Origin of the sequence: Achromobacter aloeverae (genome assembly GCF_004121055.1) — a bacterium.
In the GTDB taxonomy this organism is placed as follows: Bacteria; Pseudomonadota; Gammaproteobacteria; order Burkholderiales; family Burkholderiaceae_B; genus Bordetella_C; species Bordetella_C aloeverae.
This window is the reverse complement of record NZ_PYAL01000005.1, coordinates 61,000-73,033: the sequence shown is the minus strand read 5'-3', so window position 1 is coordinate 73,033 and position 12,034 is coordinate 61,000. Positions and strand designations below refer to the sequence as shown.

The following is a 12,034-nucleotide window of genomic DNA, read 5'->3' as shown; positions in this document are numbered from 1 at the left end:
TACCCCCCTGTGCGGGCCCCCCCGGGCCCGGCCTGCAAGTCGATGATGGCTACCGGCCGAAGCGGTAGACGATGGTCCCGACCGGGTCGGGGGCTTGCGGTTGTGTCACGTGCAATTGGCGGTCGGCGCCCAGTTGGCGCATCCACAGTTCGTAGACGCCTTCCAGGAAGCCGGCGCTCCACGCCAGGTGCTCGGGGCCGAATGCGGCGCGCAAGGGCGCGCAATAGTGCGTCAGCGCAAGGTGGTCATCGGCTTCGGTGATGGTCACCCAGCCCCAGTCCACGGTCTGCCACAACTGATTGATCGCCGCCTGCAAGTCTTCGATGGAAGCAGCCTGCGGCAACACGTGCGCGGCGGCGAAACGCTCGCCCGCGCGGCGCATCAAGGCGCGCAGGCGCTGCGGCGTCAGGTCCTGCGCCAATTCCTGTGCGAAGGCGGCCAGGGCTACACGCCATTGGCTGGCGCAGAGTCGGTCGTTGAGGTGGGACAGGATGGCGCTTTCCACGATGCTCCTTCTCCGGCGCCGTCAGCGACGCCCTGGCCCGGCACGGTACGCGGTCGTGGAGAACGAGGCGGGACGCGACTGGGATGTAACTTCGGGGGACTGAAATGGGTAATGCTCGCCCACGGATATGGTGCCAGAAGGCTTAGGCCGAAATGTGGGTGCACGGAACATCGCAGCCGGCGCGTACCGGGGTCCACGTAATGAAAGATTACGGGTCAAGGCCATGGCAGGTCGAACTCTTCTGTGGCCTTGCATAGGCCCCACGCACGGTTGGCAAGGCGGAGCTGCGGGACATTAGGCCGCATTCTTGGAGCATAACCTTGCGTCTCAGGCGGACGGGACAAGGTGACAGCCCTCATACACACGCACCGCAACAATCGATTCTAGTATATTGGCGACTTAAATTAAAATATATAGATACGCTCGCATGCTACATCGGTTACGTAGCATCATCTGTAAGATCGATGGCCGTAAGGCTGGGACGCCAGCGCTGCCTCGAAGAATGTACCCGCGCCGCAACAAATGTGTAACGGCCGCGGTTTGCTAGGGAGTCCAGATGTCGAGTACTCCGCTAAAGCTGCGCTCCGTATTGCTGGTGGGCGGCTCAGGCACCCGTTTGTGGCCGCTTTCGCGCCTGGGCTATCCCAAGCAATTCCTGCCTTTGCTGGGCGATTCCTCGGCATTGCAGGCCACCTGCGAGCGCATTGCGGCCCTCGCCGGGCTCCCGCCGATTTTTGTCGCGAACGAGGAACACCGCTTCATCGTCGCCGAGCAATTGCGCCAGATCGGCCTGCACGAACCCTCGATCCTGCTGGAGCCGGTCGGCCGCAATACGGCGCCCGCGATCGCCTTGGCGGCGCTGCTGGCCACGGCCGACGGCGACGATGCCCTGCTGCTGGTGTTGCCTTCGGACCACGCGGTGCCCGATGTCGCGCGCTTTCACGAAGCTGTAAACACCGCGCGACCCGCCGCCGAGGCGGGCCGCCTGGTGACGTTTGGCGTGCAGCCCGCCTACGCCGAAACGGGCTACGGCTATATCCGCGCCGGTGCGCCGTGCGAGGGCGTGGCCCCCGTCGAGGCCTTCGTGGAAAAGCCGGACGCCGCCACGGCCGAGGCATATCTGGCCAGCGGGCAGTATTTCTGGAACAGCGGCATGTTCCTGTTCCGCGCCTCGCGCTATCTGCAGGCGCTGCAAGCGCATCGTCCGGATATTCTCGCGGCCTGCCGCGCCGCCATGGCGGGTCCGCGCCAGGACGGCGATTTCCTGCGCGTGGACAAGGCTGCCTTCACCGCCTGCCCCTCGGATTCCATCGACTACGCCGTCATGGAGCGCGACCCCGACGTGGCCATGGTGCCGCTGGACGCCGGTTGGAGCGATATCGGCTCGTTCGCATCGCTTTGGCAGCTGGCGCCGCATGACGCCGACGGCAACGCCTTGCGCGGCGACGTGGTGGCCGAGGATTGCCATGACGTCTACGCCTATGCCAGCCAGCGCCTGGTGGCCCTGCTGGGCGTCGACGACGTGGTCGTGGTGGAGACCGCCGACGCGGTGCTGGTGGCCGCGCGCGACAAGGTGCAGGATGTGCGGCGCATCGTTGCCCGCCTGAACGCCGCCGGGCGGCCTGAAGCGAACGCCCACAGGCTGGTCTACCGGCCCTGGGGCAGCTACGACTCGATCGACAATGGCGAACGCTTCCAGGTCAAGCGCATCCGGGTGGCGCCGGGCGCGCGCCTGTCGCTGCAGATGCACCATCACCGCGCCGAGCACTGGATCGTGGTGACGGGCACGGCGCGCGTGACGCGCGGCGACGAAGTCTTCCTGCTGACGGAAAACCAGTCCACCTACATCCCGCTGGGCGTCAAGCATCGGCTGGAGAATCCGGGTTCCATCGATCTGGAGCTGATCGAAGTGCAATCCGGTCCCTATCTGGGCGAGGACGACATCGTGCGGTTCGACGACGTCTACGGCCGCTGAAATTCCACGATTTCTCCATCATGATCTCGCCTGCGCCACCCACCCATCCCCACCGTTCCTTCATGGCCCTCGGGGGGCTGGTCTGCGCCCTGCTCAACGCCGGCGCCTTCCTGCTCCTGGCCGGTTTCCACGGCATCAAGTCGCCGGTCTTCGTCAGCTGGGTGCCGGCGGTCCTGGCCATGGGGGCCTTCTACATCTATTCGCGCTTCACGCTGTTGATCAGCGCGCGCAATATGTGGTGGATGCTGGGACGCGGCATGATGCGGTGGTTCAATGTCCTGTTCCTGTGCGTGGCCGCCCTCTTCTTCCTGCCGCGCGAGCAGATCGATCCGCACTGGCTGCGGATGATGACGCTGCAATGGGCCGCGATCGCGCTGCCCTTGCAGCTGCTGGGCCTGTTCAGCCTGCGGCGGGCCGCCTATCGCATCAATAATTCGCCATCCAGCCGGCGCGCCGCCGTCTTCTTCGGCATGGGACCGGAAGCGCGCAAGCTGGCCATGCGCCTGCAGCGCTCGCCCATCCTGGGCATCTACGTGGCGGGCTATTACGCGGAAGAACCGGTGACGCCGCGGGATGGCGAAGCGCCCGTGCCCAAGTACCTGGGCCGCTATCCCGATGCGCTGCCGCAAATCGAGGCGGGCAAGTTCGGCATGGCCTTCGTCACGCTGGACGACGAAAAGGAGAAGCCGCTGACCGCGGATCTCATGAACCGGCTCTACGATTCGACGTCGGCGATCTACCTGATGCCCGAATCGCCTTTCCTGGGCGAGCTGAGCGCCAGCAGCGCCGATATCGCCGGCGTGCCCCTGCTGGCGCTGCACGAGACGCACATGGTGGGATTGTCGCGCAGCATCAAGCGGGCGATGGACCTGGTCATCGGCGGCCTGATGCTGGTCGCGCTTGCGCCGGTCATGCTGGCGGCGGCCATTGCGATCAAGCTGACGTCGCCCGGCCCCGTCATCTTCCGCCAGCAGCGCTATGGCGAACGCGGCCTGCCCATCACCGTCTACAAGTTTCGTTCCATGACGGTGGCGTCCGGCAAGGAGGCCGACGGCAGCCTGCGCCAGGCCCAGGTCGGGGACAAGCGCGTCACGCGCGTCGGCCGTTTCCTGCGCAAGACGTCGCTGGATGAATTGCCGCAGCTGTTCAACGTGATGACGGGCACGATGAGCCTGGTCGGACCGCGTCCGCACGCCGCCGAGCACAACGAGCTGTACCGGCGCTTGATACGCGGCTACATGCTGCGCCATAGCGTCAAGCCCGGCATTACCGGATGGGCGCAGATACACGGCCTGCGCGGCGAGACCGATACGCCCGAGAAAATGCAGCGGCGGGTGAAGTACGACCGCTACTACATCGCCAATTGGTCGCTGCAGCTGGATTTGAAGATCCTGGTCCGCACGGTGCTGGTGATCTTCTGGGACCGCAACGCGTATTGACGTCGTCGCGGCGGCCGGCGCGCGTGCGTGGCGCCGGGGCTATCTTCCGCTCATGGGATCGCAGAAGGCCAGCTCCGGCCGCCGCCATTCGCAATCGGAAGGTTCCATCAGCAGGCGCAGGTCTTCCTTGGCGCGGGTGCCGAAGGTGTATTCGAAGCCGATACGCACGAAGTTCTGGTTGAAGCTGTCCGATGTGCTGGGCGCGCGCTGGCGATCGTGGTACACGTCCATGATCCAGCGCAGGTTGTCGGTGGATTGCCATTGCAGGCGCGCGCCCACGCGCCAGATCTGCAGTTTTTCATCGTTGCCGCCGGTGTAGGCGGTATTGCGCTGCTGGCTGTGCTCGACGCCCAGGCTGACCGCCGTCTTGACGGTCGGCCGCCACGTCAGCGCCGCCAGGCCGCCCGTCTGGATCGAATACAGCACGGTGGGATCGTCGTCGTTCGCATAAGGCCGGCGCCAGAGCTGCAATTCCAGCCGGGTCTTGGGCGAATAGTCCCACGTGGCGCGGCTCTGGAAAGTGAAAAGGTTGGTGTCCCGGTCGGTCAGGTTGTCATAGCTGCGCTTGAGCAGGCCGACGCGCGCGAACAGCAGCGTCTTGGGGCTGTAGTCCCAGCGCGCCGCCAGGAAGGCCTCGTTGTCGGTGTACCGGTTGTCGATGGTCGCCGTCAGGTCCGGGGTGCGATCGTAGTAGCTGGTGTTGGTGTGGCGCAGGCCCGCTTGCGCGATCGAGCGGCCCGCCCCCGCATATTGCGCCGCCGCCTGCCAGCCTGTGTCTGTCCGGTCATAGAGCGTCTGATTGATGGCCTGGTCGTAGCGCGTCCCGTTGCGGAAGACGCTGAACAGCGGCAGCGTCAGCCTGTCGGTCACGCGCAGGCCGATCTGCGCCGATTTCTTGTCCCTCGCCTGCATGTCGCGCTCCGGCCAGGTGCGTGGCAGATAGGGATTCAGCTGGTTCTGGTAGCCGTAGTCGAATTGCCCTTCGAACAAGGGGGTGGCCCGCCAGTAGAGCGTGGACAGGAGATTGCGAGGCTGGTGATCGAGCTGCTTGTCGTCCGTATAGCGCGCGTCCGCGACCGTGCCGCCGATGTCCAGCCGGGTGGCATCGGAGAGCAGGGGCATGCGCAGCCCCAGGCCCAGCGAATTGACCATGATGCCCGCGCCGTGGATGTCCGACGATGAATCGGGCAGGCGCGCCGGGTTGTTCTGGTACTGGTACGAGCTTCCGAGCTGCACCGCCCAGTCCGCCGGACCGGGAGCGCCGACGGCCTGGGCGCCGCATAGCGCCAGGCTAGCGGCTGCAACGGTCCGCCGCATCCCAGCTGTCACGGTGTTGCTGCGGAGCCGCGTTGATTACGCCATTGTCGCCAGCAAAGCGCCAGGAAGCGCGTATCGTCCACCAGGTATCGGCGCCACAGGCGGCGGGGATTGCTGGCCAGGCGCCACAACCATTCCATGCCGATGCGCTGCATCCACTTCGGCGCGCGCCGCTGCAAGCCGATGGCGAACTCCATGGCGGCGCCCACGCACAGCACGATGCCGCCCGGCAGGGTGGGCGCGTAGTGCAGCGCCCAGTTTTCCTGCTTGGGCATGCCCACGCACAGGAAAATCAGGTCGGCTTCGTGTTCGCGCGCCTTCTCCGCGAACGACTCGCCCTCCGCGCCGTAGGGGTCGAAGCGCATCGACGGCGCCACGATTTCGATGTCCATGCCCGGGAAAAAGCGCGCGAAGCCGTCCAGCAAGCGCGATTCGGTCCCCGGCATGCCGCCCAGCAGCAGCACGCGCCATTTCTGGCGCTGGGCCTGGCGGCACAGTGCCACGAACAGGTCGGCGCCCGTCACACGCTCGGGCAAGGGCTTGCCCAGCACGCGGCTGGCCCAGACGACGGGCATGCCGTCGGCGAAGATGAACTCCGCCTTGCCATAGCGCTCGCGGAATTCCGGCGCCTTGTCCAGGCGGGTCAGGTGATCGACGTTGGGCGTGACCACCACCCGGGCGTGGCCGTCGCGCCGCAGCGCGGCCCGCGACAGGCGTTCGACGGCGGTGTCGAAGGTTACAGCCGCGATATCGAGGTCGAACAGCCGGACACTGGGCATCGCCAGCGTGTCACCATGCGACAGCGCGAGAGGTCCGGATACAGGGTCTGGGCTGGACAAGAGGAATCTCGATACAAATGGCGGTAAGCCTGGGCGGAGAGTTTCATACGTAAGTATGAAAAGCCGTGGCGTAACGCCGTATGGGAGTCATTCATCCATTGTATTTAAAAACCCCTGGTGTGACAGTTTGCTTCGGCTACTATTACATGCGGCAAAACCAGCAAACGAATTAAGGACCGGAGAGCGATGTGGCGGGTCTGATGGCGGCAGGACGGATGGCAGGGGCGAGCGTACTGCTCGTGGTGATGGCGACCGCCGGCGCGCAGGACCTGCCCATTCCGGACCCTGTCGTGCCATCGCGACAGGCACCCGCGCCGAGTTCCCCGTCCATGCCGGGCGGCGACTATGGCCGCTACAACGCGCCCTACCAGTCGCCTGCCTACACGCCGGCCGCCCCCGCGCAGCCGCTGCCGACCTATACGCCCCCCGCGGCCGCGCCGGCCCAGCGTCCTTACGTTCCCGCCCCCGCGCAGGCGGCGCCCCGGACGACCGTCACCCCCGCCGCCCCCTTGCAGTCTCCCAATATGCATAGCGGCGATCGCGGTACGGAGCGCTACCCGGCCGCTGAGCGATCCACCTCCTACGGCGGCGGGTCGGGCGCCGCGGCGCCGCGCAAGTCGCCGCAGGCCGTCACCGCGCCGATGCCGGCCGGGGACGACGCCGTGGGACAGGCTGTCAATGGCGCCCTCGGCGCGGTCGGTCCCGGCGATACCCTGGGCATCAACATCATGGGCACCGGCGGCGCCCAGGCCCGGGTGACCATAGACGCCGATGGGGGCGTCGTGGTGCCGATGCTGGGCACCATCCGCGTGTCGGGCCTGACGCCCGCCGCGATCGGCAGGCGCATCGAACAGGACCTGCGTAGCCGTGGTTTCATGACGGACCCGCAAGTGGCGGTGGAGGTGCTGACCTTGCGCAGCCGCATCGTTTCGGTGCTGGGCAAGGTCGAGCGGCCTGGCCGCTATCCGATCGAAGGCCATCTGTCGGTGCTGGAACTGCTGGCCATGGCGGGCGGCGCGTCCAAGGATGCCGCCGATGTGGTGACCCTGGTGCGCCGCGCGGATGGCGGCAAGGATCGCATCAACCTGTACGTGAGCAACCGTCAGGCGCCGTCGCAGACGGTGCAGGATACGGAGTTGCAGCCGGGTGACGTCGTGTTCGTGCCTGACGCGCCGCGCTTCTATGTCTACGGCGAAGTCGGGAAACCGGGCGGCTATCCCGTCGAGCATGGCCTGAACGTCATGCGCGCGCTGTCGCTGGCGGGCGGCCTGACGCCGCGGGCGTCGGACAGCCGTATCGATATCAATCGCACCGATGTGTTGACCGGCAAGGTCACGGAGTCACGGGTCAAGATGACCGATTCCGTGCAGCCCGGCGACGTCATACACGTCAACGAACGCATCTTCTGACCTCGCGCGCGGGCCAGGCCGGACCTGACCTGGCCGGACTCATCCTGCTCGCAGGGCCTTGCGGCGAGGCAGCACCAGGACGCCGAGCGGCGGTATGCGCGCCAGCACTTCCCCCACCACCAAGGGCACCAGCACGGCGGCCGCGAAGGCGAGCATGCCGTGCGTGGCCGAACCCGCGCCCGCGGGGAAGCGGCCGTCCAGCTTTTCCAGGACGCGGACCTGCACCACGCCGTGCAGCAGCAGCAATATCAGGGTGGACTCTCCGACATAGCGCAGCGCCCGGGTGGCCAGGGACCAGCGCTGGACGGCCGCGGCGAACTGCAGCACCAGGAACGTGCCCAGCAAGGCCGAGGCCGTGGACGCGGCCAGGTTGTCGTAGGTACGTTCGTTGAAGTCCAGCGTGGCGCCGGTGTAGCCGAACAACAGCGCAAACGCCAGCAGCGCCAGCAGCGCGGCGGCCGGCCGCCATTGCGTATGCAGCACGGCATCGCGGCAGCACCGGCCCAGCAGGAAATAGCAGCCGCCGAGCGGCAGCAGGTCCAGGCTCCAGGGCAGCCCGACCTTGCCCAGCGGCAGGTCCAGCAGGCGCAGCGCGCTGGCGTGTTCGGCGCGGATGATCGCCACGCCGGCCGCCAGCAGCACCAGCAGGGCCGCGGCGCGATGCCACGGGGACGCCCGTTCCAGCCGCGCCACGCGCCAGTAAAGCCAGGCGAACAGGGTCATCAGGAACAGATAGGGCAGGAACCAGAGCGGCGGCCAGTCTATCGTGGCGCCGGTGCCGTACAGCACACCCTGGATGCGTCCGATATTGATGCCGCCGCGGAAGAGGCCTTGAAACGCCACCAGGCCTAGCAAGGCGACGAAATAGGGCTTTAGGACGCCATCGGCGCGGCTGGCCAGCATGGGGCCAAGAGGCCGTTCGGGTTTGAAGAAAATGCCGGCGAGGAAGATGAACAAGGGCACGTGGAAGGTATAGATCGCGTTGCGCAGGAGCGGATGCGCGATCACCCAGTCGTTGTGGCCGAACACGACCAGCAGGATGCCCAGGCCCTTGGCGATGTCCAGGGTTGCGTTGCGTGGCTCAGTCATGCGTGTTCCCCGCGCCGGCGTCGCGGCGGTCGATACGGATTTCACGACGGACCATCCATAGCGCGGCGATGAGGTTCAGCACCTCTCCCACCAGGATGCCTATCGGCGCGCCGCGCGTGCCGAACTGCGTCATGCCCAGGTAGCTGATGGTCAGGGCGACGACCGCGCTGGCCAGCGAGGCGGCCATGAGCGTGCGGAAACGCTGCCTCAACACCAGCAACTGCGTGATGGGTTCGCGCATCACCATTACCAGGAAGACGCCGATCCACATCAGCAGGAGCGTATTGCGGTAATCGAAGCTCTTGCGCATCAGGTCGACGAAGATCCAGTCGCGCAGCAGCCATACCACCGCGCCGTAGACCAGGGTCAGTACGCCCATGATGCAGGAGAAGATCAGCAGGCGCCGGAACGTGTGCGCCACGCCCGACTGGTGCACCCATCCCGATGCGATCGGCACCAGCTGCTTCTGCACGCCGGTGGACATGACGTTGATGGGCATCATCAGCAGGCGCGACGCCGCCAGCGCCGCCACGCCGGCGATGTCCAGCGTGGCCGCCGCGACGAAGCTATAGCCTTGGGTGAAGAGCCAATAAATGACGCCGCCGGCGGCGGCCCAGGCGCCCGTGCGCGCGATATCGGCGAGGCGGCCCGGCGCGGCCTGGCGGTCCAGGCCGGGACCGAGTATGCGGCGCAGCAGCTCGGCGCCGACCAGCGCCGCCGCCGCGGCAGCCAGTAGCGCGGCGGTCGCGGCGGCGGCGAACCGGGTGGCCGCCAGCCCGCCCACGATCAGGCAGGCCACGTAGACGCTGTCGGCGGCCAGGACCGGCACGGTCCGCTGCACCATCAGCAGCACGCTGCGGAAGTATTCGCGGTAAAGCTGGCACAGCACCAGGACCAGGCCCGCCACCAGCACCGGTGCCGACTCGCGATCCAGCGCGCCCATGGCCCACGCGATCGCGGCGCCGGCCAAGGTGGCCACGCCGCCGAACATGCTCCAGCGTATCTGGTCGCGCAGCAGGCTGCCTACCCACGCGCTGCGCTGCGCCTCGGTCAAGGTGGGCAGGCGGATGATCAGCGGCGTGCCGATGAAAGAGCCCTGGAGCGTGACCGCCAGCATCATGGCGTTGAAGCCGAGCACGTAGTAGCCGTACTGCGTGTCGTGCGTGTAGCGGATCAGGATGAGGCCAACCAGGAAGTTCGCCGCCGACAGCATGGCCTGGTCGACGATGGAGCTTCCCAGCAGCTTGAGCAGGGCGGAGCCGGAGCGCTGCACTAGTTATCCTCGCGCGTCGTCTTGACCCAGGCCTTGTTGCGCTTGTAGCGCAGCAGGACGAAGAGCTTCCAGGCAATGAAGAACGGCACGCGCGCCAGGTCCAGCAGCGCGCGCGGGCCCAGGGAGGTCAGCTGCCAGCCACGCAAGGTATGCAGCACCAGGATCAACAGCAAGGCCAGCGCCAGCCAGGTCCATCCCAGCATGGCGGGCAGCCAGATCGCTGCCACCGCGGACAGCAGCAGCAGGACGCCTATCTGCAGGCCGACGTAGCCCAGCGGGAACAGCAGCAGGTCCAGGCCCAGCTCGAAGCTGACGCGGTCGCGCCGGCGCAGGCCTTGCATCAGCAGGCGGCCGGCATACGCGCGGACCACGGCGAAGCGGCCGCCCTCCCAACGCTGCCGCTGCGAGCGCGAGCCTTGCTCCGAGGACAGGAACTCGGCATTCGCCGCCGCCTCGTCCGCGTACCATACCCGCACGCCGCCCAATCCCAGCTGGATGCCGTACTCCAGGTCTTCCGCCATGGAAAACACCCGCATGGGATGTCGTTGCAGCAGTGCGCGGCTCAGGCACATGCCGTTGCCGCGCAGGCCGCAGGACACCCGCAGGCGTTCACGCGCGCGCGAACGCACGGCATGGAAGGCGGCGTACGCGATGGCGATCATGCGCGTGCGCCAGGAGTCATCGGGATTGAGAACGCCGTAATGCACCTGCACCGCCTCGGCGCCCTGCTCCAGCCGGGTGGCGCAGGCTTCCAGCAGGTTGGGCGAGACGACGCTGTCGGCGTCTATCACCACGACGGCGTCGCCGTAGCCGTCGCGGCCGCTTTCCTCCACGCCGTATTCCAGCGCGTAGCCTTTGCCGCGCAGGTCGGCATTGGCACGCTCGATGACCCGCGCCCCGGCGGCGCGCGCCAGGGCCGCCGTATCGTCGTCGCAGTTGTCGGCGATGACGATTACGCGGAAGCGGTCGGCCGGCCAGTCGAGGGCGAGCAGGCTGCCTACGGTGCGGGTGATGACCGCGGTTTCGTTGTGCGCCGGCACCAGCACGTCGAAGCGCAGCCGGCGGGTCGATGGCGGCATGGGCGCGGGCCGCGCCGACAGCAGGGTCAGGACGCCCAGATAAACGCACGCGAGCGTGACCGGCAGCGCCAGCAGCAGGAAGACGAGATTCAGAAGCAGTGTCATCGCAACGTCTCAGGCGTATTCGATATGTCGTCCGCCCCATAGCGTCGACAGCTTGCCCCAATTGGCATAAGCGCGGACCAGCCAGGCAGCCGCGCGGTGGCGGCCCAGCGGCAAGGCGCAGAGCGCCAACAGCCCCGCCACGATCATCTGCGCCAGGGCTCGGCCGAAGAACAGGATGCGGCGCGGTAATCCCGGCCGGTGGTCGAGCTTGCCGGCGCGAAAGTGCAAGGCGTAGTCCTGGCCGCCGCGCAAGGCCCGCTTGCACAGCCAGGACAGGCGCATGCGGTTGTCCGCCACGGGTTCGGTCACGCAGGCTTCGTCGCACCACACCATGCGCGCGCCCTGGCCGGCCAGCCGCATCAGCAGGTCGCCATCCTCGCCGCCGCTCAAGCCATAGGCCGGACTGAACACCTGCTCCTGGCGCCGCAGCCAATGGCCGGCCAGCAGATAGTTGCCGATGCGCATGACATTGCGCGGCACCACGGTGCCCGTGGGAAAGCGCGCCCAGCCATAGAAGTCGCCGCGGCGGATCCAGTCCGGCGCATGGTCGGGCAGGATGGCCAGGACCGGCGCCTGTACGCCGTCGGCATCGTAGCGGATGGCGGTGGCATGCATGAGGGACAGCCAGTCAGCCGGCGCGCGCTCGTCGTCATCGATGAAAGCCACCCAATCGTGGCGCGCGAGGGACACCGCCAGGTTGCGGGTCAGCGAGATGTTCTTCTCCGGCTGGACGGCATAGGTCACCTCGATGCCCGCCAGCGCCTGGCGATGGCCTTCCACCACGTCGCGCGCGCTGCCGGCGGCGTCGTTGTCCACGACCACGACCTGGCGCGGCCGCAAGGTTTGCGCCGCCAGGTCGGACAGCAAGGCGTCCAGCATTTCGCGTCGCTTGTACGTGGCGATGCAGACGCTGATGTCGCTGGAATCGGGTCGTCGAGTCATGGGCGGGGTTCCATGCTGCGCGTCGAGGCGCTGGCCTGTCCGGCAGGCGCCGCCGCGGGCAT

General features: G+C 67.3%; 10 protein-coding genes. 3 read left to right on the top strand and 7 right to left on the bottom strand.

The window, feature by feature from the left end; genetic code table 11:
- Nucleotides 1-49: 49 nt before the first annotated feature.
- The gene (gene bcsD, locus C7R54_RS17070) at nucleotides 50-505 is read right to left on the bottom strand and encodes a cellulose biosynthesis protein BcsD (protein WP_240039574.1); all 456 of its coding nucleotides are present in this window, start codon (nucleotides 503-505) and stop codon (nucleotides 50-52) included.
- 556 nt (nucleotides 506-1,061) lie between these two features.
- Here bcsD and C7R54_RS17065 point away from each other — a divergent pair.
- On the top strand, nucleotides 1,062-2,480 hold the full coding sequence (locus C7R54_RS17065; RefSeq protein ID WP_129151654.1) for a mannose-1-phosphate guanylyltransferase/mannose-6-phosphate isomerase: 1,419 nt from the start codon (nucleotides 1,062-1,064) through the stop codon (nucleotides 2,478-2,480).
- Between the two features lie 20 nt (nucleotides 2,481-2,500).
- Nucleotides 2,501-3,919, top strand: coding sequence for an undecaprenyl-phosphate glucose phosphotransferase (locus C7R54_RS17060; RefSeq protein WP_240039573.1), 1,419 nt, complete (start codon nucleotides 2,501-2,503; stop codon nucleotides 3,917-3,919).
- A 39-nt stretch (nucleotides 3,920-3,958) separates the two neighbouring features.
- Here C7R54_RS17060 and C7R54_RS17055 read toward each other — a convergent pair whose 3' ends face one another.
- Complete coding sequence (locus C7R54_RS17055) at nucleotides 3,959-5,155, bottom strand: porin family protein (protein ID WP_129151653.1); 1,197 nt, start codon at nucleotides 5,153-5,155, stop codon at nucleotides 3,959-3,961.
- An 89-nt stretch (nucleotides 5,156-5,244) separates the two neighbouring features.
- On the bottom strand, nucleotides 5,245-6,075 hold the full coding sequence (locus C7R54_RS17050) for a WecB/TagA/CpsF family glycosyltransferase (protein WP_240039572.1): 831 nt from the start codon (nucleotides 6,073-6,075) through the stop codon (nucleotides 5,245-5,247).
- Between the two features lie 188 nt (nucleotides 6,076-6,263).
- On the opposite strand from C7R54_RS17050, the gene C7R54_RS17045 reads away from it, so the two are divergent.
- Nucleotides 6,264-7,484, top strand: coding sequence for an SLBB domain-containing protein (locus C7R54_RS17045; RefSeq protein WP_129151652.1), 1,221 nt, complete (start codon nucleotides 6,264-6,266; stop codon nucleotides 7,482-7,484).
- A 39-nt stretch (nucleotides 7,485-7,523) separates the two neighbouring features.
- Here C7R54_RS17045 and C7R54_RS17040 read toward each other — a convergent pair whose 3' ends face one another.
- The 4 genes from C7R54_RS17040 to C7R54_RS17025 are packed head-to-tail and all read right to left on the bottom strand — an operon-like array spanning nucleotide 7,524 to nucleotide 11,972.
- A complete protein-coding gene (locus C7R54_RS17040; protein WP_129151651.1) occupies nucleotides 7,524-8,573 on the bottom strand; it encodes an acyltransferase family protein in 1,050 nt (349 codons plus the stop codon).
- The gene (locus C7R54_RS17035) at nucleotides 8,566-9,846 is read right to left on the bottom strand and encodes a lipopolysaccharide biosynthesis protein (protein WP_240039571.1); all 1,281 of its coding nucleotides are present in this window, start codon (nucleotides 9,844-9,846) and stop codon (nucleotides 8,566-8,568) included. The genes C7R54_RS17040 and C7R54_RS17035 overlap by 8 nt, the downstream gene beginning before the upstream one ends.
- Nucleotides 9,846-11,030, bottom strand: coding sequence for a glycosyltransferase family 2 protein (locus tag C7R54_RS17030; protein ID WP_129151650.1), 1,185 nt, complete (start codon nucleotides 11,028-11,030; stop codon nucleotides 9,846-9,848). The genes C7R54_RS17035 and C7R54_RS17030 overlap by 1 nt, the downstream gene beginning before the upstream one ends.
- Nucleotides 11,031-11,039: 9 nt before the next feature.
- Nucleotides 11,040-11,972, bottom strand: coding sequence for a glycosyltransferase family 2 protein (locus tag C7R54_RS17025; RefSeq protein WP_129151649.1), 933 nt, complete (start codon nucleotides 11,970-11,972; stop codon nucleotides 11,040-11,042).
- Nucleotides 11,973-12,034 lie beyond the last annotated feature (62 nt).

Excerpts from the sequence above, each read along its gene's own strand:
- C7R54_RS17025 (WP_129151649.1), bottom strand. The coding sequence starts at position 11,972 with ATGACTCGACGACCCGATTCCAGCGACATCAGCGTCTGCATCGCCACG.
- C7R54_RS17065 (WP_129151654.1), top strand. The coding sequence starts at position 1,062 with ATGTCGAGTACTCCGCTAAAGCTGCGCTCCGTATTGCTGGTGGGCGGC.
- C7R54_RS17060 (WP_240039573.1), top strand. The coding sequence starts at position 2,501 with ATGATCTCGCCTGCGCCACCCACCCATCCCCACCGTTCCTTCATGGCC.
- C7R54_RS17040 (WP_129151651.1), bottom strand. The coding sequence starts at position 8,573 with ATGACTGAGCCACGCAACGCAACCCTGGACATCGCCAAGGGCCTGGGC.
- C7R54_RS17030 (WP_129151650.1), bottom strand. The coding sequence starts at position 11,030 with ATGACACTGCTTCTGAATCTCGTCTTCCTGCTGCTGGCGCTGCCGGTC.